Origin of the sequence: Chryseobacterium sp. WX, assembly GCF_029542485.1 — a bacterium.
GTDB classification, from domain to species: domain Bacteria; phylum Bacteroidota; class Bacteroidia; order Flavobacteriales; family Weeksellaceae; genus Chryseobacterium; species Chryseobacterium cucumeris.
Genome location: NZ_CP120710.1, coordinates 4,888,855 through 4,910,903, shown reverse-complemented (window position 1 = coordinate 4,910,903; position 22,049 = coordinate 4,888,855). Strand labels below are relative to the sequence as shown.

At 33.5% G+C, this 22,049-nt stretch carries 17 protein-coding genes and 1 pseudogene; 7 read left to right on the top strand and 11 right to left on the bottom strand.

Annotation, left to right across the window (positions count from 1 at the left end; all coding sequences use genetic code 11):
• Positions 1 to 19: 19 nt before the first annotated feature.
• Genes PZ898_RS22570 through PZ898_RS22545 form a run of 6 tightly spaced genes read right to left on the bottom strand, consistent with a single transcriptional unit; the run spans position 20 to position 4,542 of the window.
• Entirely contained in the window at positions 20 to 601 is a 582-nt protein-coding gene (locus PZ898_RS22570; RefSeq protein WP_277694286.1) for a toll/interleukin-1 receptor domain-containing protein, read from the bottom strand.
• Position 602: 1 nt separating this feature from the next.
• Positions 603 to 1,295 (bottom strand): TIR domain-containing protein, encoded by a 693-nt coding sequence (locus PZ898_RS22565; RefSeq protein WP_277694285.1) that lies wholly within the window; start codon positions 1,293 to 1,295, stop codon positions 603 to 605.
• The gene (locus tag PZ898_RS22560) at positions 1,295 to 1,870 is read right to left on the bottom strand and encodes a TIR domain-containing protein (RefSeq protein ID WP_277694284.1); all 576 of its coding nucleotides are present in this window, start codon (positions 1,868 to 1,870) and stop codon (positions 1,295 to 1,297) included. The genes PZ898_RS22565 and PZ898_RS22560 overlap by 1 nt, the downstream gene beginning before the upstream one ends.
• A 4-nt stretch (positions 1,871 to 1,874) precedes the next feature.
• Positions 1,875 to 2,540, bottom strand: a complete 666-nt coding sequence (locus PZ898_RS22555; protein WP_277694283.1) for a hypothetical protein — start codon at positions 2,538 to 2,540, stop codon at positions 1,875 to 1,877.
• 7 nt (positions 2,541 to 2,547) lie between these two features.
• Entirely contained in the window at positions 2,548 to 3,708 is a 1,161-nt protein-coding gene (locus tag PZ898_RS22550; protein ID WP_277694282.1) for a toll/interleukin-1 receptor domain-containing protein, read from the bottom strand.
• 30 nt (positions 3,709 to 3,738) lie between these two features.
• The gene (locus PZ898_RS22545; protein ID WP_277694281.1) at positions 3,739 to 4,542 is read right to left on the bottom strand and encodes a hypothetical protein; all 804 of its coding nucleotides are present in this window, start codon (positions 4,540 to 4,542) and stop codon (positions 3,739 to 3,741) included.
• A 407-nt stretch (positions 4,543 to 4,949) separates the two neighbouring features.
• Here PZ898_RS22545 and PZ898_RS22540 point away from each other — a divergent pair, with 407 nt between their 5' ends.
• Positions 4,950 to 7,517, top strand: coding sequence for an AAA domain-containing protein (locus tag PZ898_RS22540; protein ID WP_277694280.1), 2,568 nt, complete (start codon positions 4,950 to 4,952; stop codon positions 7,515 to 7,517).
• 78 nt (positions 7,518 to 7,595) lie between these two features.
• On the top strand, positions 7,596 to 8,717 hold the full coding sequence (locus PZ898_RS22535; RefSeq protein ID WP_277694279.1) for a DUF4236 domain-containing protein: 1,122 nt from the start codon (positions 7,596 to 7,598) through the stop codon (positions 8,715 to 8,717).
• Between the two features lie 40 nt (positions 8,718 to 8,757).
• Here PZ898_RS22535 and PZ898_RS22530 read toward each other — a convergent pair whose 3' ends face one another.
• The 3 genes from PZ898_RS22530 to PZ898_RS22520 all read right to left on the bottom strand — a co-directional run bounded on the left by PZ898_RS22530 (position 8,758) and on the right by PZ898_RS22520 (position 12,682).
• On the bottom strand, positions 8,758 to 10,833 hold the full coding sequence (locus tag PZ898_RS22530) for a type IA DNA topoisomerase (protein WP_277694278.1): 2,076 nt from the start codon (positions 10,831 to 10,833) through the stop codon (positions 8,758 to 8,760).
• Positions 10,834 to 10,853: 20 nt separating this feature from the next.
• Positions 10,854 to 12,302, bottom strand: a complete 1,449-nt coding sequence (locus PZ898_RS22525; protein ID WP_277694277.1) for a DUF3945 domain-containing protein — start codon at positions 12,300 to 12,302, stop codon at positions 10,854 to 10,856.
• Between the two features lie 92 nt (positions 12,303 to 12,394).
• The gene (locus PZ898_RS22520) at positions 12,395 to 12,682 is read right to left on the bottom strand and encodes a helix-turn-helix domain-containing protein (RefSeq protein ID WP_277694276.1); all 288 of its coding nucleotides are present in this window, start codon (positions 12,680 to 12,682) and stop codon (positions 12,395 to 12,397) included.
• A gap of 159 nt (positions 12,683 to 12,841) precedes the next feature.
• Between PZ898_RS22520 and PZ898_RS22515 the strand changes: the two genes are divergently transcribed.
• Both PZ898_RS22515 and PZ898_RS22510 read left to right on the top strand, forming a co-directional pair.
• Positions 12,842 to 13,900, top strand: coding sequence for a hypothetical protein (locus PZ898_RS22515; protein ID WP_277694275.1), 1,059 nt, complete (start codon positions 12,842 to 12,844; stop codon positions 13,898 to 13,900).
• Positions 13,897 to 14,736, top strand: coding sequence for a hypothetical protein (locus PZ898_RS22510; RefSeq protein WP_277694274.1), 840 nt, complete (start codon positions 13,897 to 13,899; stop codon positions 14,734 to 14,736). Before PZ898_RS22515 ends, PZ898_RS22510 begins: the two co-directional genes overlap by 4 nt.
• On the opposite strand, the gene PZ898_RS22505 is transcribed toward PZ898_RS22510, so the two are convergent.
• Positions 14,717 to 15,337: an alpha-ketoglutarate-dependent dioxygenase AlkB gene (locus PZ898_RS22505; RefSeq protein WP_277694273.1), complete on the bottom strand. Its 621-nt coding sequence runs from the start codon at positions 15,335 to 15,337 to the stop codon at positions 14,717 to 14,719. The two genes, PZ898_RS22510 and PZ898_RS22505, sit on opposite strands and share 20 nt — an antisense overlap.
• A gap of 123 nt (positions 15,338 to 15,460) precedes the next feature.
• Positions 15,461 to 16,237, bottom strand: a complete 777-nt coding sequence (locus PZ898_RS22500; protein WP_277694272.1) for a LexA family transcriptional regulator — start codon at positions 16,235 to 16,237, stop codon at positions 15,461 to 15,463.
• Positions 16,238 to 16,298: 61 nt separating this feature from the next.
• On the opposite strand from PZ898_RS22500, the pseudogene PZ898_RS24375 reads away from it, so the two are divergent.
• The 3 genes and pseudogenes from PZ898_RS24375 to PZ898_RS22485 form a co-directional block, all read left to right on the top strand.
• Positions 16,299 to 17,129 (top strand): annotated as a pseudogene (locus PZ898_RS24375) (DNA polymerase IV); the annotation flags it as partial.
• Positions 17,123 to 19,966 (top strand): DNA polymerase III subunit alpha, encoded by a 2,844-nt coding sequence (gene dnaE, locus PZ898_RS22490; RefSeq protein WP_277694271.1) that lies wholly within the window; start codon positions 17,123 to 17,125, stop codon positions 19,964 to 19,966. The pseudogene PZ898_RS24375 and the gene dnaE, both read left to right, overlap by 7 nt.
• Positions 19,967 to 20,146: 180 nt before the next feature.
• A complete protein-coding gene (locus PZ898_RS22485) occupies positions 20,147 to 22,048 on the top strand; it encodes an AAA family ATPase (protein WP_277694270.1) in 1,902 nt (633 codons plus the stop codon).
• Position 22,049 lies beyond the last annotated feature (1 nt).

The window sequence follows — 22,049 nt, the reverse complement described above, 5'->3', positions numbered from 1 at the left end:
CAGTTTTATTGTAAAAAATTTATTTGTTTTTTAACCAAACTTCTAATGGCACAACTTTATCATTACCATTAACGCTAGGAAAAACAACGTAAGCCCCACGGCTTTTATAATTACCTTTCAAAAAAGCCGATGTCTCTAAAAATTCAATGTAAGGGTAAATTTGTAAATATTCGCTTCCAGTAAACTCACTATAATTTCCTCTTACAGGTAGAACTGCAATGTGATCAATATATTTAGCCGCGTCACCTAACCCAAGTTCCCAATTACACCATTTTGATTTAATTGCTTCTTCAGTTGCCAATAATATAAATTTATGATTTTCTCTAATCTTTTCTTTAATTCTTACACCAGTCTCTCCACATGTATTCTTTGGCATCCCCTGATCTAACCAATCAACATATATATCAACTCCAAAACTTTTCAAAAAAGATATCGCCCCTTCCAATTCTTGCACTTCGTCATGTTTGTGTGATAAGAATATTTTGGTTTTAAAAAGTTTTGTTTCATTTCTAAATCCATTAAGAATAGAACTTGTTGTCTGATAATAAGATTTTAGTGATGGTCTATATTCTCTTAATTTAGATACTGTAATAATTCCCATATTATTCTATAGTTTTAGTTATTTTATATTCATCTTTTTTATCCCGTAACTCTATTGCTTTATTCAAATAATAATTGGGCATAGACTTAAAATCTTCCCATTTTACAGTTTTTATATAGGAAAATTCACCTTTATAAATAATCGAACCATTTGTACATATATTTGTTTCTGGATTTTTTTGATTAAACATATTATCCCTCAATATTTGAAAAAGAAAAAGGGTATCATAATTAGTACAATTACAGATAGTATTATTATTTAAAAAATAGCTGTAACTTCCCCATTCATCAGGCAGAACAATTGCTAATATTCCGTTAGATAAACTCTTCCTGCCATTTCTATTAGGTTCTCTTAAAGAGTAAGAAATTTCCCAAGGAATCCACTGATCTTTTTCAGCCATCCAAATTTCTTTCATTCCTTTAGAAATTAATACAATTGTAATCGAACTATCATAAATTTTATCTCTTAACTTAGATGCTATATGTTCATCGGAAAAGCCTGCCAAACTTTCTCCATCATTTTCTCCTTTGTAAATATGATCTTCTCTATCTAAAATATCAGATAAATTATTAACATAATCTCTAACTTTTGTTTTTACTGCAACACGATTACCTAATAAATTATATTCATAAACTCCTAAATCCTGCACTAATGTATCTGCATATTTATATGAAACAAAAACTTTTCTCCCCATTACTTAACCCAGCTAGAAAAATTATTGTAACCATCATCATCATACCAATCATAAACACTATATAGTTCTGATAATCTATAAATTTTATTTCTACCTATTTCGGCGACCTCTTTAACATTCCATCCTTCTAAATCAGGATATTTAATCCATTTTCCATCGATATAATCATGAAGAGATAATTTTTTTCCGTCGGAACTAAATGAATATCCTAAATAGTAGAAAGGATTACTTCCTTTTGTTTTAGTGTTACCTTTTTTACATTTAATGGAATTAATATGCACCCCAAAAATATGATTGCCTTTTTCAAGACTCTTCATAATTTCATAAGAAACCCATCTTCTATTAAAGGTATCAGAGCCTATTAAAACACAAGTATTACTTGTATTATCTAAACCTTTATTTATCAATCTTTTTAAAGCTAAATCACTTGTTTTTTTTGCTTCTTCCCAAATAGAAGAGTCAAAAAAACCAGCAGCTTCTCTATCTGGTTTTATTTTCCAGTGGTTTCTTACAACATTTGCTCTAAAATCAATGACATCTTGATAATGAAAGCTAAAAAAAACTCTTTTTGCCATTTACTTAAATTTTATCTATTAAAAATTTTTGAAATAAAGACATATATCCATAATCTTTCAGAAATCTTTCATTTTTTTCTTGTGTACCATCTGAGAGATTATCATATACTATTTTGGTGGCCGCGCCTGTACTAGCGATTGGGATAATTAAAGCTTCGGGATGCTTTTCTACAAACATTCTATATTCAACTTCAATACCGTCCATCCCGCCAATGAAAACTGCAGCTGCAAATTCGTTCTTATACAACATTTCTTCTCTCATAAACTGAATACTGCTGTGGATATCACCTTTATCATCAGTAAATATTATATTATCAAATTTTTCATTATCTTCAGGAAACTTATCCTTAAAAAATAATGATTGATAAATTTTTACATGTTCAGAAATTTCTTTTTTAAGCTCCTGAAAAAGAGCTTGTTTTTGGTCTTCTGAATCTAAATTTTTAAAAGCTTCTTTTTCATCCAATCTATTCTGAATAATTCTTTCAATTACATAATAAATCAATGGAGTAATTGATGGATGTCCTCCCCAAATTATTCTGTGCTTACCTAATACTAAACTTGCTAAAGCGATTACAGCATCTCTAATTGCAATAATATCCGATGTATCAAAATATTTTGTATGCCTCTCAGGTAAAGGTATGCTGGCTGATAAAAATATATTTTTCATAATAAATCTATTTTGAAAATTCCTTGTTAAAATCTAATTTTTTTAATGTTTTTATTTCTAGATAGTCATTTAACCAATCTAAATGTTCTAGCCAATAATTTCTAATTGACATTTCGTCATAGATTAATGTAATTGATTCGATTTGTCGACTTTCAATTTTTTCAATTAATTTCTGAGAATTATGACAATTTATTGATTGTGGAACTCCTATTGTAGGAATATAAACTTTTGATTTTCCATTTGGCAATTGTTGTGTAATATACCTACTATACTGCAGATTAACTTCTTGCTTATTATCACTTGCTGCCTGCGTAAAATCCGTAATTAAAGCATCTTGTCTCGAGGCTAGATTTCTAGCTCGAGAACTTTCAACCAAGTTTAAAATTTCTGGAAGAATATCTTTTTTTAATCTTCCTTTCGTTAAATCTGAAAATAATGGTTTGTCAAAATTTGAGTCCTTCAATCTTAAAGAAAAAGCTAAATGTGAAAAGTCTTCAAATTCACAATCAGGCCATAATAAATGAACTATTCCAATTCTTTTAACGTGTGCTTTATCCAATTCTTGTTTGCACCAATCACTTTTTAAGAATTCTTTTGTGTTTAACATTAGTATCAAATCGCAATCTGTCATTCTATGCCAAAGCTCTTCCTGAAATTCTTCTCCTTTATCGATAGAGTGTGTATCAATAAATACATCAAAATTATTCTTTTCCAAAAACTCATATAGTTGAATAGCAATATTACTAGACTCAGATCTTTTGTAAGAGATGAAAAGCTTTCTATTTTTACGTAGAAGTTCAAATCCTTCCAAAATAATATTACTTATCTTAAGAACGTTATCATTAAAAGTTACACCATTTTGATTTGATAAAAAATCAGGAATTTCATCGGTAAAACTTTTATCAAATACAGGAAGGATTATATTACCATCTAACTTTTGTTTTTCAAGAATTTCTTTTTGATTATCAGTAAAATCATTTTTATGACCTGCATAAATTACAAAAGCAGGTTGTCCTCCCGAATATTCATCAATATTATTCTCACGGATAATTTTTAATAAATCAACAACAAGCTTTAGCTCGTCAAAAGATTTTTGTAACTGTAGTTGCAGAGATTTAAATAGTTCTTCATTTTCACCAATAAGAACTAGTTGGTATTTATATTTCATGTTAAAAGTTTTCTATTAGTTTTTTTGGTTCTATTTAATTAAAATATTATGTAATCTTTTGTAATCATATAGATTATCTAAAGCATTTTCTGGTGAAATAAATTTGCTATTTATCCACTCTTCAAATTCGTATGAGCTCAAATCAGTTAAATGACCGAGTTCTAATTCATAAGAAATTTGCAACTCTCTATCCGATGATTCATTTAAAGCAACATAACCTTTTTCAAGATCGCTAAACATTTTTGTTTTTCTAAATAATCGTTCAGGGGTAATTTTATTTATTATTTTACTGGTTTCAATTTCAGCAAATATCCAAGGCGAAAATGTTTCTTGTCTGATAACTTCTTTTGCTGAAATAGAATTCGGAGTATTTAAAAAAAACAGAGCTTCACTTGTATTAATTGTTGAATTTAATGAATTCATCAACATCATATGGACATGAGATGTACTGTAATTTCTTGCATCGTAATTGTAAGTTGGGCTATCTATATTTTTACAAAATTCATTATCAATTATTTTTAAAAGATCATTTGAATTTAACCAAACGTTAGAGTCTACAAAAACATTTAAATTATGTACCTCTTTTAATACGCCCGCTATACCTAAAGCTAACTTTAAGTCTTTGTGAGAATGGGATAAAAAAATATGATAGTCGTTTTTCGGAAACCATTCATTCATTATATCATTGCCACTAAGAGTTTCGTTATCTATTAAGTATTTTTGAAATTTTATCTTTATTTCCTCTTTTTTAGCGTTCTGAATTTGACTACCAACCTTATAATAATTATTTTGAATTTCGTAATCTGCGCACTGAATATTAAATCCTCTGTACATTATTTGTTTTTATGGTTATTATTGAATTCTTATTTGCAACTTATATTATTTTAAATCTAGATTATAAAATCTCCAATTGCGAGAATTATCTCTATATTTCACTAAATTTATAAAGGATCTCCCTACTCTTAAATTTAGTTTTTACTTTCTTACTTAATCCTAATAGTGTGCAACTTTCAAAGATAATTAAAAAATCATACTTAATAATTACGGGTTTCCGTATATGATACATATTTTTACACTATTTAACATCAAAATATTTGATGCAATATTTGTAGTTCAAAATCTAAAATAAAATAGATTTAGAAATGGCTAAGAACCTTTTATTTTTTATTCTCTTTTTTTGTTAAATTTTTTGAATTTATTTTTAGCTATTACTTCATATATTTATAAGTAATTAATAAACCATGCAAAAAAACACTTCACATAACTTCAGAAAAGAAGCAATCTACATTGATGGTAAAGACAAGACCGATGAGATAGACTCTTATTCTTTTGTGGGCAATAAGTGTGTCGTGGTGTATAAAAGCAGTGGTAAAGCCTATTCTTACCCTCAACATAGAATTAAGATGGTGAGATCTGCCATTCAAAGTGATAGAGCTCTAAATATTTTCTCTTATCTAAAGGCGATTGCAGAAAGTATTGGTTTGAAGACAGAGGAAGGCAATAATATTCTTGCCAATAGCTATGGGAAGATATCTTTTATTCCTGAGACTTCTATTCTGTATAATTTCCTTAATGGAAAAGATCCCAATAAGAATTACCACGCCTCTCCTATTGACATCTTTCCTTTTGGTTTTAATCTGAGCCAGAGAAAAGGAGTTGATCATGCATTTTCAAATCCGCTAAGTGTTATTGAAGGGCCTCCCGGTACTGGAAAGACCCAGACGATTCTTAATATTATTGCCAATGCGGTGATGAATAATCAGAGTGTGGCTGTTGTTTCAAGCAATAATTCGGCGACCAAAAATGTTTTTGAAAAGTTGGAGAGCAATGGAGTTTCTTTTATAGCGGCATTGTTGGGAAGCAGCCAGAATAAAAAAGAATTTATCGATGCTCAGACTGAAATCCCGGATCTATCAGATTTTAGATTAGAGGAGAAACAGGAACAATCTCTTATTAAGTCTACTCCCCTTCTTTTTGCTGAGCTTGCTGAAAAGTTGGAATTAAAGAATGAACTGGCTTTACTTACGCTGGAAATAGATAAGATCAAAACAGAGCAACAGCATTTTACAGATGATGTCGCTTTGGCAACGGAAATCCGTTTTAAAAAGAATATCAGTTCAGACCAGCTGCTTTCATTATGGGTGACGTTGGAAGACTATGAGAAAACTGGTAAGAGATTTTACTGGTGGCGTAAACTTATATTTCCTTTTCTGTACGGAGTGAGAGATAAGATTTTTTATACCTTATCGTATGAAGAGATGATCAGGATTGTTCAATCAAAATACTATGGGATAAAAATTTCAGAGCTTGAATTTAGAAAGCAGGAGCTGCAAACTACGTTACAGCATTTTTCCTTCCATGATAAAATGAAAGAATATACGGAAGGATCGATGCAGCTGTTTAAAAACAAACTCTACCAAAAATATAAAGGACAGGAACGTTCAGAATATACTGAATGGGATCTTCGTTTTAAATCAGAAGAATTTATTAAAGATTATCCCGTCATCATGAGTACAACCTACTCATTAAGAAGAAGCCTTGCTGAAAATGTAGTCTACGATTATGTCATTGTTGATGAATCTTCGCAGGTAGATCTTGCAACAGGTGTGCTCGCATTATCCTGTGCAAAACAGGCCGTCATTGTGGGAGATTTAAAACAGCTCCCCAATGTAGTGGATTCTGAAACAGCAGAAAATACAGATCAGATTTTTAAGAACTATTATATTCCGGAACCTTATCGGTATTCTAACCATAGCCTGCTTTCTTCGGTGATAGAAGTATTTCCCAAGGTGTCTAAAACACTGTTAAAGGAACATTACCGCTGCCATCCTAAAATCATTGATTTTTGTAACCGTAAGTTTTATAATGATCAGTTGATCATCCTTTCAGAAGGACAGACGGAAAGAGAACCTTTATTAGTCTATAAAACAACTGAAGGCAATCATGCCCGTCAACGAGAGAATCAGCGACAGATTGATGTGATTATTCAGGAAATCATTCCACAGCAAAAGCTGGAAGGTGTGAATCTGGGAATTGTAACGCCATACCGTAATCAGAGCTTAGCACTGCAAGGAACATTTCAGGGAACAGATATCAAAGCCGATACGGTAGATAAATTTCAGGGAAGAGAAAATGATGTGATCATTCTCTCTACAGTAGATAATGAAATCTCTGAATTCACCGACAATCCGAACCGACTGAATGTAGCCATTTCCAGAGCCAAAGATCAGCTGATTCTATTGGTAAACGGAAATGAAAGTGACAATGACACGAATATCTCAGATCTGATACGCTATATTGATTACAATAATTTCAGCACGATCAACAGTGAGGTACATTCTATTTTTGATTACCTGTACAAAGGATATGAAGAAAAAAGAAGAGCACTTTTATTGGATCAAAAAAAGAAATCTGTTTTCGACAGCGAGAATCTGATGTATGCGTTAATCAAGGAAGTTTTATCTGATGATCAATTTTCAAAATATGGAGTTATCCTGCATCATCCATTGAGAAATTTATTGTTAGATTTTTCCAGATTAAGTCCTGAAGAAGAGCGTTACGCCAAACATCACGCCACACATCTTGATTTCCTGATCTACAATAAACTAGGAAAAAATCCTGTATTAGCCATAGAAGTTGATGGGTATGAATATCATAAAATGGAAAGCCTACAAGCCGAAAGAGATGTCAAGAAGAATGAAATCTTGGAGAAATATAAGATCCCCTTGGTAAGGTTTTCAACGACAGGAAGTGGTGAGAAAGAGAGGTTGATTAGCAAACTCAATGAAATAGGAAAGAATAATTCTTGATAAGATTACGGTTTTCCATAAACTTTTCTGTCTGTAGTAGCTTAGATTTGTGATTGCAATCATCTTAAAAACTATATCATGGCTTGGTCATACAGAAAGAGAATCAAAATAATTCCCGGTGTACATTTAAATTTCAGCAAAAGAGGAATTTCAACGAGTATCGGCGTTAAAGGCATGAGTGTAAATTTGAGTTCGTCAGGTACGAGACTTAATACCAATTTTTCAGGTTTTTCTAACTCATACAGGATTTCAGGTTCTTTATCTTCAAGGACTTCCCCGCAATCTTATCCTGATCCGCAACCTTTTTACACTGAGTTATCAGATAACATTTTTAGTGCCGATGTTCATGAGATCACATCTCAAAATATGTCAGGTATCAAAGAATCTATCTTAATGGCTCAACAGCAAAAAACGGAATTGAAGAAGGACCTGAAGAAGATAAAAAAAGCGCTAACCTTCACGAAGACCAAGAAAATTGCGAGTTATATCTTTATATATGGACTGATAAACAAAAATATTCCTCAACAGATAAATGAGGATATTAATGCACAAAAAGAAGCTCTTAAAGAAACCCAGATTGTAATTGATAACTCGGCTGTTAATATTGATATACAGTTCGATGATCTCTCTAAGAGAAAGTATGAACAATTACAGCATTCTTTTAAAAATCTAACCACAGCCCATAAAGTATGGGATATTACCGGAGCGCATTTTCAGGATCGTGTGGCTGCGCGATCTAGTGCCAGCACATTGGTCAATAGAAAAGATGCAAGAATTGGTTTTAAATCACTTCACATCATCACATCAAACTATGAAGCCATATATTTTCAGAATGTGAATGGAGCGGATTTATATTTTTATCCAACATTTATACTGATGTATAGAAATGATCAGAACTTTGCAATTATTGGATTGGATGAACTTAATGTTACATTTTCTTCTGTAAGTTTTACTGAAACAAGCACTGTTCCCCGTGATTCAAAAGTTATTAGAAAAACATGGGCAAAAGTCAATAAAAACGGAACTCCTGACAAAAGATTCAAGAGCAATTATCAAATACCAGTCGTGCAATATGGAAGGCTGAGGTTTTCATCAGGCACTGGTGTTAATGAGGAATATCAAATAAGTAATTTTGAATTCGCCCAAGAGTTTGCAAATTCATTACAGGAGTATAAAAGCTTGTGCGGGGAATTAGCTTAAAGTTGATTGCAGAAAATGACAATATCTCATCCTTAATTATTTAGCAAAATTTAAAAATCAAATTTAATTTATCATCTAAAGCTAAATAAGCATCAAACTTTTTACCGCTTTTGCTTTTCATGTTCTTAATTAATGATGTTTTGTTTTGAGTTAATAATAAAGTAAGATCTTTAATACTAAGTTGTATTCCACATATAGTTCTAAAGAGAATCCAACTGCATTGTTCATCTGGGCATTTTACGATTTTGTCTTTAATAATAAGATGATAATTTCGGCATTTAGGGCATTTTAATTGTGGGATATTTTCTTGAGGAATATGGAGTGATAAAAGTTCATTGGTGATTTCTGCTGTGTAATTTTGGATATCATTGATAAATTGGGTTCTGTTGAGTTCACCTTTTTCAATTCGATCTAATGCTATTTCCCATTCTGCGGTCATTTGGACATTGGCTATTTTTTTGTTTTTGATAAGGTTGTAAACCTGTAAACCTTTATCTGTAGGATGCAGGGTTTTGCTTTTCCTTATGATATAATTTCTGCTAAACAGGGTTTCAATAATAGAAGCTCGGGTGGCTGGGGTTCCGATGCCGATAGTAGATAGTGCCTGCTTTTCTTCTTTGTTTTCAATCGAACTTCCTGCGTTTTCCATGGCTGATAAAAGATCGGCTTCTGTATAAAGTTTAGGTGGTTGTGTGGTTTTTTCCAATAACTCGGTTTTTGAAATCTTCAGTTCATCGCCGATTTTGAGTTCTGGAAGTTTTGTAAGAGCTTCAGCATTATCCGGAATTTCATTATCAGATAGAATTCCTTTGATGGCACGCCAGCCGTTTTTGAGTATTTTTGATCCCTTGATCTGGAATTCATAATGATGCACTTTTATGATGATATGGCTTACTTGTTTTGTACAGGCATGGGATAAGGATTCCAATAAACGGTAAGCAATCATCTCATAAATGGCTTTTTCAGTTGCAGTAAGTGCGGATGGAACTTTCGTAGTGATGAGTAAACCGTGATGATCCGTTACTTTTACATCATTAACGATTCTCTTGTTGAAATTTCCGAATTTTAAAGTAGATATGGCTGATTTAAATTGATCGTTTGTATTGAGGATTCTAACCAGTTCAGGAATTTCTGGCCATAAATCTTCAGGAATATATTTGCTGCCGGTTCTGGGATAGGTAATGAATTTCTTTTCATACAGGCTTTGGCCAATCTGTAAAACCTCATCTGCAGAAAGGCCAAGCTTTCGGTTGGCTTCTTTCTGTAATTCTGTGAGATCAAAAAGTAAAGGAGATTGTTCCTGAACTGTTTTAATGGATACATCTTCTACAACAGCTCTTCCCTCCCGCTCTATGGATTTTTGGATTTGTTCTGCCTGTTTTTTTTCTTCCCATTGTAATAGTGAAAGGCTGGTGAAATCTGTATATTCTTTCCTATGACTCAGCTGGATTTGAAAGTACTTTTGCTTGGTAAAGTTTTGATGCTGAAGAAACCGTTGACAGATCAAAGCAAGCGTTGGTGCTTGCATTCTGCCTAATGAATAAACGTCTTGGTTTCCTGCAATGGTTAATGTCTGGGTAGCATTGATTCCTACGAGCCAGTCTGCTTCGCTTCTGGCCTTTGCAGCTTGATATAAACCGTCAAAGGCATGGCCTGGCTGGAGCTTGTTGAAGCCTTCCTGTATTGCTTTTTCGGTAAGGGAACTGATCCAGAGTCTTTCAAAGGGTTTGTTGCATTGTATATAGTGATAGATATAGCGGAAGATCAGTTCTCCTTCCCTTCCTGCATCTGTTGCGACAATGATGCTATCGCATTGACTGATGACTTGTTTTATGGTGTTGAGTTGTTTTAAAGCGGAAGGATCTGGCTGATAGCCGTTTGCTTTCTTTAGTTTTTTGGGAGTCAGAATAAAAGGATTTGGAAAGATAGGCAAAGAGGCTTTGTTAAAGCCCCTTATCCCATAATCTTCCGGCATTCCTAACGCGATTAGATGTCCTAATGCCCAGGTGACACAATATCCGTTACCGGATAGATAACCCTCTTTTTTTTCATGAGCGCCTAACAACTGTGCAATTTCCCTTGCAATGCTCGGTTTTTCTGCGATGATTGCTTTCATATCAAGGATTTAGATGATTATTATAGTTTTTGTCTTCTTGGTTTTCTAACCTTTTTTTGCTGATCTTCCTGTTGTTTATTGGCAGGCTGCTGCTGTTTTGATTCTAAAGGCTCCTTCACATTTTTAGTAGCTTCATTGGTTTTACCTTGGGTGTTAACCGCAGTTTGAGTTTTATGATCTTCTGTAGGTTTTGCCTCTTCTTTGAGCTTATTAGGATGATTGAAGGAGAAATCAGTTTTGGAAGTTTCTTTGTTGAAAGTAATATAGCCTTGATAGGCTTTACCTTTAGCATCCTGGAGGCCATCGATATAAATGGTTTGTCCGGCTTTGAATTTTTCATACTGTGAATCGTCCAGCTCTTTTCCTCTGAATACTCTGGGAGCTACTTGATCTTTATGTTGACTTTGCTGTTGATCGTGTTGTCGGCTTTGTTGCGGTGACTGATTATTATTGAACAGAAATTCTACATACCGCTTATCAGCATTGAATTGTACAGTGGCATCGAAAAGCTCACCTTTTTTAGAGGTCATTCCTTCAAGATATAGTGGTCCACCCTCGAGTAAGATTTGCTTCTGATGTTTATCAAGTTGTATTCCTTTGATTTCATCAGGAATTTTCATGTACTCCGCCCGATAAGCAACCAGTTCATTGGTGAGACGGTCACGACTAATCACTGATGGAATGATTTCATCGGTTTTAGGATTAACCAGATCTACTACCCTGCCCATATTTCCGGTTTCTTTTAGGTTCTTTTTGTCTTCATCAGAGAACTCATGTCCGAGAAATTTCATATTGAGATTGGGTTCTTTCCGAATACCATGTAGATGAACGGCAACCTGTCCTGTATCTCCTGTTTGAAGGGATAACCGGACATCCATTTTGCTGACTGCCGTTCCCAGATTAATGGTAATGGGAATTAATGTATTGGTTTTAAAACCTCGGAGTAATGAATCCATAGCGTTCATTTTTTCAAGCTTCTCCTGATTAAGTCCGAACTTTTCCATCGTTTTCCAGTCGATTTGCTCAGGCTGAAAACGATATTCCTGATTTTCTGTGTTATTATCCATTGTATTTTGATTTTTAAGATTGTTATTATTTTTAGGTAAAACCTCGTAATCTTTCAGCTTTTCTTTTTCTTGAGGAGATGCCTGATCAACATAATTCTGAAGATCCTTGGCGGTATTGACAGCATCATATTCCGAAACCTTGAAAAAGTTGAAATGAAAAGGGTTTTTGAGTTGTCGGTAAAAGTTGGAAAAGAAGTTGGAGAAGATATCTCCATGTTTATCAACCCTGATCAGCTGATCATTTTCCTTTTTTTCTTGTGGAGAAACTTTTTGAAGATTCCCATCTTTATCCACTCCTTTGACCATCTCAACCTGATTGGTATGAATGTTCAAAACAATCAAAGTATCGGTTGTTGGTTTTATTTCACTGGTTTCCTGAGAGTTTATTATTTCATTTTCCATTTTATTTTATTTAATGGAATGAAGGTATAGACTACGTCACGAATCCATAAAACTTGGAACTATAATAGTGAATTTGGCTGTTGAAGTCTTGATCATAGTGAAGAGCTTAAGCTCTCTCTGATTAGTTGATGAACATCCGAAAGCTTATAATACAGCTTTCCGCTAATGGTATAATACGGCAGTTTTTTATCAGTTCTATACCGCTGTAATGATCGGGAACTTATTTTTAAAAGCTGTAAAACATCCTGGTTGTCCAGAAGCTGTTCTCCGTCTATTTCTATAAATCTGGATTGATTCTTAAGCATTTGTTCTTTCAAAATATCAAATCTTTCCATGATTCTCTCCATCCAGGCTATAAATTCTGTTCTCTCAATATTCATAACTGTGATTTTTATGATTGCTGATGATGTAAAATTGGACAACAGAAATCATATAAAATCACTACTTTTTCGTAGTACCGAAAAAAGAATATAGAATGATAGAATCTTTAACAAAAGGATTGTAACTTACAAAGCATTTGATAGCAAGGATTACCGATTATGAGTGAAATGTCTGATTTTAAAGAAAATTATATTAAACAACTTGAAAAAGAAGCGGAAAAAGCATTAAAAGACAATGAAAAAATAATTCTTGACTTTATACACTTTGCTGCTAATAAAAATGTAGAATTAACTACTCAGGACTTCAAGTATACCCAAATATCGGGTGTTGTTGTTGAATCACCTGACATCCTTTTGAAACTAAACGAAGATCTAATTCCTGATAAAGATGGTCTTTTAGATTATAAATTGCTCAGTTCTAAATTTAAAAAGCAAATATTCTCTGACGGCTACTTTTTTGCAGACAACTTTATAACAATGGCTAGTCCCTTATTCCGACGAAGCTATTCTTCATTAAATGGCTTCCAGCCTCGATTCATTAATAAATTTTGGGCTATAGATCCTTCTGCTTATGATGAAATAAAAATAAGTTTAGATCAGCACAATTTAAAAATTGATGTAAATAATGCTGCTATCTTAGAATTAGATACCTGGTATGGTTCTGTTTTTAATCAAAATGTAGAGAGCATTTCTGATCAATTGGTAAAACTAAGGCCATCACCGGATTTTAATGAGTCTGAAATTAATTTTTTCTTTGCAGATACATACTCCCTAGATATCAAATGGGCTTTATCAAAAAATATCAAAACGTTTCAGGCGGAAGAATTTAAAAGTGAACATATCAAAGTGAAAATTGATAATATTATTTATTTTCCTGTCAGATATGTCCATGCAGAGTTTGATATGAACACCCTTAATTTTAGACATTTTGATGGAGCTTTTCATTTCTATACTGAAGAAGAATATTTCCGAAGACGGGATTCTGACCTTAACTATAACAGAAAAGATCATTCACAAATTAAGTCAAAGTCAAAAAAAATGTTTAAAATAAATGGTAAGATACCCATCGAAACCTGGGTAGACCTGACAGGTCATTTTTTTTCTAGAAATCCCTTGATCTATGAATATTTTAATGGCGAATATCCTCCTAATATAAAAGAAATTTTAGACTTAAAAACGAAAGAATCAAACCTCTTAAAAATCCTTGAAAAACTATGAAATGTTGGATATGTCAAAATAATGAAGCAAATTCTGAGGAACATAAATTTAAGGCCTCTGATATCAAGCGTCAATTTGGTAAATCATTTGATGCCATCTATTATGATGGTGAAAATTCGCATCCGTTCAATTCACCAAAAGATAAACTGATCAAATTTCCAAAAGTGATTTGCATTGACTGTAACAATAACCAAACAAGAAATGCAGATATTGCTTATACTGAATTCTTTGAAAATATTGATCTTATCAATACCATGATAGAAACCTCAAACCAAATTAACTATCAGGAAATCTTTGGTAATGATTGGAAGATGTCTAAAATGAACCTTTATCGGTATTTTGCAAAGCATGCAGGATGCAAAATTATGACAAGTAAATTACTGGATTATGTAGATATTACTCCACTGAGACTCTTCATCTTAGAACAGGAACATATAAGTAATTTTTATATTAAGATATACTTTAATCAGACCACAAAAGATTATACTGATTATCTTAAGCTTGATCAAAAGAATAAGTATAGAAGCAATATTGCGTTCGGATCAACCATCTATGTTGGACAAGGCAATAATACCGGTTTTGCAGGAAGTATTATAAATGGCTCCCTTCGTATAGAATGGTTTTATGGTAATCAAAATAATTTTAATAAAACTATCGATTTTAATACACATACTGATAATGTTGAAATATTAAATACTGATGATTTTTATCCCAAAGCCTTGAAAGATTTCCAAAATGAAGATTTCTTTTCTTATTTAAATTTTGGAAAATATCATTTAAATGAAGAAATTCTTAAAAACGATTATCAAGCCGTCTTCAGGAATCTCCAGGTTTAGAAATAATTAAACGAAATGTCAGGTTGATACGTTCTTGCATAGATATCGTTGACTTGGCAATTCTATGTTCCCAGTTTTCCTGAAGATCGCCTTTCATGATAAGTAATGAACCATGAGGAAGTGGCAGACTGTATTTACTCTGATGATGGTCTTTTTTTCTGAAATCAAAGTTTCTGGTTTGTCCAAGACTTATGGATGCGATAACAGGTCGTTTACCATAACGGCTTTCCTTATCCCGATGCCAGGCAACGGAATCATTATGATCACGATATAGGTTTAGCAACACACCATTGAACTGGCAGCTGAATTCCTTCTCAATTCTTTGTTTTAATGAAAACAATTCAGGAGTCCATGGATTCGTTGGCTTTTTATCTTCATCAGAATCGTTATATTTTGAATCTCCATACCAAGTAGTCAACCGTGGAGTGAGTACCATCTTATCGTACATTTTCTGGGTACGCTGTTCCCAGGGAGCAGTATCCAATAATTTGTTTTTAAGCAGGTCGGCTTCTTCCCTGCTCAGGAAGTTCTCCCTGTATTCCAAAAGATCTTTTGGAAATTCATAAAATTCTTCTGCATCAAACAAACTCAGCTGGGTCATGATAACTTTAAATTAAAATATTTATCTTAGCAATATCCCGTTACTACGGGATTTTTTTTCATCATTTGTGTTTTTACTTCCCTTCGGGGAAGTTTTTGATTATGCCATTTACTCAAAATAGGTTCAGTTCCTATCTTCCATTTTTTCTTTGATCTGTTTGATATCAGTTTTAATTTCTGTGATAAAGTTTTGAATATGATGTTCTGCAAATTCATCAGGCTCATATTCTTTGGTATTAATACTACAGGCAAATTCCCAGATTTCTTTAATTTCAGGCAATGGAATTTTATAAGGCTCATAAAATTGATTGTCAGCCTTAACCCATATACCATCTGCTTCATGAAACTGAAATCTTTTGTAACTGATACCATCATTAGTGGTAATGAAAACATACGTTCTGTCCGTTTTCAAGTCCGAAAGGTTTTCTACATATTTTCCCACGATATAGGTTCCGTTCTTATAGGGGGGCATTGAATCTCCGTCAGCTGGAAATGCTCTAAACTTACCCCCTTTTAAAAAAGGCAATGATATGGTCTCCAGACTTTCTATGTATTCCGGATCTCCGTAGCCATTCAGGTAGCCCATTGAAGCTTTTTGGGGAATAATCTCAATTTGATTATTTCCATCTTGATCAACCTTTATAGGCAGAACGATTCGATTGTCAGGAAGCTCCATTATTTCATCGATAGAAAATTTTCTGACATCTACAGTCAACAATAGGTCGATGCTGATGTTATAGAATTTTGAAATTCTAAGCAATATTTCAATAGGAGGCTCTGTTCTACCATATTCATAGGCAACATATCTGGATCGGGTAAGAAATAATAGATCTGCCAGTTCTTGCTGAGTCATATTTTTCTTTCCCCTCAAAAACACGATGTTATCAGAGAATTTTGACATTGTTACAATTTTAGACAACAAAAATACAAAATTAGTTTCAAAACGTGACTAATTTTGTCACATGGAAAGAGCAATTGCACATATGGATTTGGATACGTTCTTTGTTTCCTGTGAGCGGCTTAAAAACTCTGTATTGGAGAAAAAGCCCGTTATCATAGGTGGTGGAGACCGTGGCGTGGTTGCATCTTGCTCATATGAGGCAAGAGAATTTGGGGTGCGGAGTGCAATGCCCATAAAAATGGCTTTAAGGCTTTGTCCTGAAGCTTTAGTCATAAAAGGTGACATGGAATATTATTCCAATATGTCGCATACCGTAACAGATATTATCCGGGAAAAAGTTCCGGTCTTGGAAAAGGCAAGCATTGATGAATTTTATCTTGACCTCTCCGGAATGGACAAGTTTTTCGGATGCTACCAATGGACAAATGATATTGCTGATGCGGTAACCCATAACACAGGTTTGCCGATAAGCTTTGCGCTGTCTACCAATAAAACAGTTTCAAAGATTGGAACCGGGGAAGCAAAACCTGGAAGACTGGAAGTCAAGGCACAGCATATACAACCCTTCTTAAACCCATTGTCGGTAAAGAAAATTCCGATGGTAGGACCTGAAACTTTTCAACTGTTTTCAAGACTGGGTGTAAAGACCATACAAACCCTTTCGGAAATGCCTGTTGATATCCTCCAGCAGCTGGTTGGAAAAAACGGAACTGTTCTATGGAAAAAAGCCCATGGGATTGATGAAACTCCCGTTGTCCCCTATTCTGAGAGAAAATCTATATCCACTGAAAATACCTTTTCACAGGATACTATTGATATACAAAATATTCAAAGTATTCTCTCCGGAATGGTGGAAAAGCTTTGCTATCAGCTAAGGCAGGAAAAATGGCTGAGAGTATTGCCGAAGTTAACAGGCTCTTAACAGATTACAACTGTGAGGGAATAGAAATTCCAAAAACCAGTCCTGATTTAAAAAATACTTTTGTAATCTATCCCCTGCAGAATATTCCCGATAATCTCCTTGATCATGAATTTATAGGAATAAGAACAGATGAATTAAACCTTCTGATAAAACCGGAATGGAAATGTTTGATTTCTAAAATGGTAATTCTGCAGCCTGTCACTTTCAAAACAGAAGAAGAATATGAGCTTCATAAACTTCTTAGAGCTATTGCAGGCAATACATTGATTACCAAATTATCAAAAAATGATTATTGCAAGAGCACTGAAACTTTTATCGGTAAGAGGACGCTTTTAGAAAAATATCACTACTATCCTCAAATTATTAAGAATACCCAATATATTGTTGGGGCAAGCAGTTTTGAATTTGATTTTAAAACTCCCAAAAACAAAAAACATTTCACTGACAGCAAGGAAAATGATTTCTTGCTTTTAAAACAGCTGGCTTATGAAGGTTTTCATAAACGATATGGCACCAATCATCTTCAGGCTAAAGAAAGAGTCGAGAAAGAACTGGCAGTAATTGACCAGCTTAATTTTTGCGCCTATTTTTTGATCACCTGGGATATCATTCAGTACAGCAATCGTATGGGATTCATGCACGTTGGTAGAGGAAGCGGAGCAAATTCCATTGTCAGCTATTGTATTGGAATTACTGATATATGCCCTCTAGAACTGGATTTATATTTTGAAAGGTTCTTAAACCTCAACCGAAAAACACCTCCTGATTTCGATATTGACTGGAGCTGGAAAAATCGGGATACGATTCTGGAATATATTTTCTCAAAATATGGAAAAGATCACGTGGCTTTCTGCGGAACCAACGTAGAGTTTAAAAGCAGATCAAGGTTCAGAGAACTTGGAAAAGCATTTGGCCTGCCTAAAGATGAATTGGATGAACTCTCTAAAAAACCAAAAAACCAGCATGACCAAAACTCAATTGTCCAGCTGATTTACAAATATGAAGAACTCTTAAGAAATTTCCCTAATCAAAGGAGTATGCACTCTTGTGGGATTTTGATTTCTGAAGAACCCATCACTCGGTACTCTGCATTGGAAATGCCTCCAAAAGGGTTTCCGATTGTTCAGTTTGATATGTATACTGCTGAAGACATTGGTCTGGAAAAATTTGACATCTTGTCTCAAAGAGGCTTGGGAACCATAAAAGATACAGTAAATCTCATTGAGGAAAAAAGAGGCATTACCATCGATATTCAGGATACAACCCTGTCAAAAGATGAAGCCACATGCAACGAATTCCTGAGTATTGGAAAAACAATTGGCTGTTTTTACATTGAATCACCAGCCATGCGGGGATTATTGAGAAGACTGAAATGTGATAATTATAAAGTATTGGTAGCCGCTTCTTCTATTATTCGTCCGGGGGTTGCCCAAAGTGGAATGATGCGGGAATATATTTTTAGGCATAACCATCCCGGCCATTTTGAATATTTTCATGAGGTCTTTGAAAAAGAGCTCGGTGAAACCTATGGCATTATGGTATACCAGGAAGATGTGATAAAAATTGCCATGCATTTCGGGGGTGTATCTGCCGCCAATGGAGATGTATTGAGAAGAGCAATGAGTGGTAAGGGAAGATCATTGTCTGCACTACAGAAATTAAAAGATGATTTTTTTGAATCCTGTAAGAAAAAAGGACATCGCGAGCAATTATCCAAAGAAGTATACCGGCAGATAGAATCCTTTGCTGGGTATTCTTTTTGTAAAGCCCATTCAGCGTCCTATGCTGTAGAGAGCTATCAGAGTTTATACTTAAAAGTTCACTACCCTATTGAATTTATGGTCTCCGCCATCAATAATGGAGGCGGGTTTTACAGAACAGAAGTATATATCCATGAAGCTAAAATGTCAGGAGCCGTCATTCACAATCCATGCGTGAATCTCAGTGAGTATCAAACAACCCTCTATGAAAAAGAGGTATACTTAGGTTTAATGCACATTGAAAGACTGGAAGGCTTTATTAAGGAATTGATTCCTGAAGAGAGAAATAAAAACGGAAATTATAAATCATTGGAAGATTTTGTAAAAAGAATTCCCATCGGTATAGAAACCCTGCAGATACTTATTTTTGTAGGAGCATTCAGGTTTACCGGTAAACAAAAACATGAGCTATTGATTGAAGCCAGATTTCTGTTGTCAAAGAATCAATACAGAACCAAAACGATTTCATTATTTGATCAGCCTCAAAGAGATTATCAATTACCCGTTATCCAAAGGGATCTTTTTGAGGATGCTTTTGATGAAATCGAAATACTTGGATTTCCAGTTTCCTATTCCATATTTGATTTATTGAAAACAAAATATAGAGGGCATGTTCTGGTGAAAGATCTTCTGAAATACCATAAGAAGCAAGTCAAAATGCTTGCTTATCTTATTTCAAGGAAACACGTCCCCATCAAAAAGAAAAATCATCCGGAACAAAAAGACGATATGTACTTTGGAACTTGGATTGATGCAGAAGGACAGTATTTTGATACGGCTCATTTTCCAGACAGCCTTAGAAAATTTCCATTTAAAGAAGGAGGCATTTATCTCTTGCTTGGTACAGTCGAAGTAGATTATCACTTTCCTACTGTTACAATTACAAAGATGGCTAAAATGCCTCTTATTCCAGATCCCCGATACTCAATGGATAAAGACAAATCTCAGGAAATTCAAAGAAGTCTTCGGGAGGATGTGAGTATGACTTTCCGTAAACCTTATCCTCAGCAACATGAAATTGGTTTACCCAGAGGCAAGATGAGTTAACTATTTTCAAAAAAGGAATAGAGAACTAAATTGATTAAAAACAATACCCATTCATAATCTAACCACCATTTGATAATAAAATTACTTGGGTCAGCACTTAAGATGTTTATATTCTTCAAAAAAAACATTTTAGCTCGTATCTACATATTAAAGATTTATTTTTATTTTAGTTAAAAAACTATGTACCTATCAACCATAAGCATCAATAATTATAAAGGTGTAGAGTCATTAATTGTTAACTTCAACCCTAAATTAAATATTATCATTGGAGAAAATGGTTCTTGTAAAACAGCATTAATTGATGCCATTCGATTAATGTATAACTTGGGTAATTACAAAAAGGATATCTACGTTAATTCTGAAGATTTTTTTTATAACGCTATAACGAAAGTACAGAGTAAATCAATTATTTTGGAATACATTTTCAGAGGACTATCTCTTTCTGAAAAGGGAGCACTATACGAATATTTAGTAGTTGATCCGCATGATTCTGATTTAGATTATGCAAAAATAACTTTAATCTATGATCTTGTAGACGGCAAATATCCGAAATTCACCTACTTCACTGGTGCTACTACAGAACAAAAAGCAGATAGTGGAACGTTTGAAATTTTTCAACATTATTATCTTGGAGCTTTAAGGGACAGTACCAATGATCTATTAAACGTTAAATCCAATATGTTGGGATCTGTAATTAAAAGACTTGTTGAAAGATCTCAAACAGAGGAAAATTTTAGAAAAATTATCAAAAAAGCAAATGATGATCTGCTGGAACAAAAAGAAGTGAAGGATACTCGGACAAGTGTTAATAAACATTTAGATGATATTTTCAAAATTACAAAAGATAACCAGATAGGACTTAGAATCGAAAGCTCTTCAAAAATTGAAGGTATTGTTAATGTTATAAAACCATATCTTCCCCATGATAAACATTCGTTAGAAAATGATGGCTTCAATTTATGGCAAAATAGTCTAGGTTTTAATAATCTTATTTATATCGCAGTGATATTGGGTGATATTAAAGAGCGTATCACAGATCATCCTAATCAACATTTCACCTTGCTGATAGAGGAACCGGAAGCACATCTTCATCCTCAGCTTCAATTGAACCTTTACAATTTTTTAAAAGTTGCAAGTGCTCCAAATAATTGCCAATTATTCATAACATCACACTCTCCCACTTTAACTTCCAAAGCAAAACTTGATAATCTCATACTACTTCAAGATAATGCTATTAATATTGGTGGTTGTTTTGAGAATCGCGAAGATGAATTGGTTATCGAGCAAATTGCTAAGAAAAAAATTTTGAGAAAAGATGATTTTATTGAACGAAAAAATCAGCTTGAACGGTATCTTGACATTACCAAAAGTCAGTTATTTTTTGCTCAATCTCTCATATTTGTTGAAGGAATATCTGAAAAGCTGCTTGTAAAAGCATTTGCTGATTTCTTAGGATCAAGTCTTGAAGATTCTCGTTGTGAATTGGTAAGTGTTGATGGGATATCTTTCTATTCATTTATTCACTTATTTAATTCTACAGAAAAAAGTAAAAGACTTAATCATAAAGTGGCAATTATCACTGACGATGACAGGTATGCGAAACAGGATAGATCATTTAAAAATCTTATCTCAAAAAACTACAGAGCATTGGACGGGTTTCATTCAGGACTGTACAATTCACAAATTAATAATAGAATTGGTAACCTGAACTCCACAATCACATCAAATAAAAATAATATAAAATTGTTTCCCGCTTTTAAAACCCTAGAGTTTGAAATTGCGCTCGCCAACATTGCAGATAGTAAAACAGAGTTTCAAGAAAATCTTCTATTACAATATTTAAAAATTAAAGACTTTAAAAAATTTAATGTAATCCTTGTCTATATTGATTCTCTTCAAAATGAAGCTTTTTCATTATCTGAAAAAGAAAAAATTGCCATATTATTGTGGAAAGCTCTTCCAGCAAAAAGCATATTTGCACAAGAATTTTCTGCTTTATTAGAAAGCAAAATTATTACTGGAGAGACTACCATCTTCAGAGTGCCTCAATATCTTTCACAATCATTAAAACATATTATTTAAA

Coding starts and splice junctions, on each gene's coding strand:
- PZ898_RS22500 (WP_277694272.1), bottom strand. CDS start 16,237: ATGTCAAAATTCTCTGATAACATCGTGTTTTTGAGGGGAAAGAAAAAT.
- PZ898_RS22565 (WP_277694285.1), bottom strand. CDS start 1,295: ATGGGGAGAAAAGTTTTTGTTTCATATAAATATGCAGATACATTAGTG.
- PZ898_RS22520 (WP_277694276.1), bottom strand. CDS start 12,682: ATGAATATTGAGAGAACAGAATTTATAGCCTGGATGGAGAGAATCATG.
- PZ898_RS22505 (WP_277694273.1), bottom strand. CDS start 15,337: ATGACCCAGCTGAGTTTGTTTGATGCAGAAGAATTTTATGAATTTCCA.
- dnaE (WP_277694271.1), top strand. CDS start 17,123: ATGGCTGAGAGTATTGCCGAAGTTAACAGGCTCTTAACAGATTACAAC.
- PZ898_RS22550 (WP_277694282.1), bottom strand. CDS start 3,708: ATGAAATATAAATACCAACTAGTTCTTATTGGTGAAAATGAAGAACTA.
- PZ898_RS22530 (WP_277694278.1), bottom strand. CDS start 10,833: ATGAAAGCAATCATCGCAGAAAAACCGAGCATTGCAAGGGAAATTGCA.
- PZ898_RS22535 (WP_277694279.1), top strand. CDS start 7,596: ATGGCTTGGTCATACAGAAAGAGAATCAAAATAATTCCCGGTGTACAT.
- PZ898_RS22485 (WP_277694270.1), top strand. CDS start 20,147: ATGTACCTATCAACCATAAGCATCAATAATTATAAAGGTGTAGAGTCA.
- PZ898_RS22510 (WP_277694274.1), top strand. CDS start 13,897: ATGAAATGTTGGATATGTCAAAATAATGAAGCAAATTCTGAGGAACAT.
- PZ898_RS22515 (WP_277694275.1), top strand. CDS start 12,842: ATGAGTGAAATGTCTGATTTTAAAGAAAATTATATTAAACAACTTGAA.
- PZ898_RS22570 (WP_277694286.1), bottom strand. CDS start 601: ATGGGAATTATTACAGTATCTAAATTAAGAGAATATAGACCATCACTA.
- PZ898_RS22560 (WP_277694284.1), bottom strand. CDS start 1,870: ATGGCAAAAAGAGTTTTTTTTAGCTTTCATTATCAAGATGTCATTGAT.
- PZ898_RS22525 (WP_277694277.1), bottom strand. CDS start 12,302: ATGGAAAATGAAATAATAAACTCTCAGGAAACCAGTGAAATAAAACCA.
- PZ898_RS22545 (WP_277694281.1), bottom strand. CDS start 4,542: ATGTACAGAGGATTTAATATTCAGTGCGCAGATTACGAAATTCAAAAT.
- PZ898_RS22540 (WP_277694280.1), top strand. CDS start 4,950: ATGCAAAAAAACACTTCACATAACTTCAGAAAAGAAGCAATCTACATT.
- PZ898_RS22555 (WP_277694283.1), bottom strand. CDS start 2,540: ATGAAAAATATATTTTTATCAGCCAGCATACCTTTACCTGAGAGGCAT.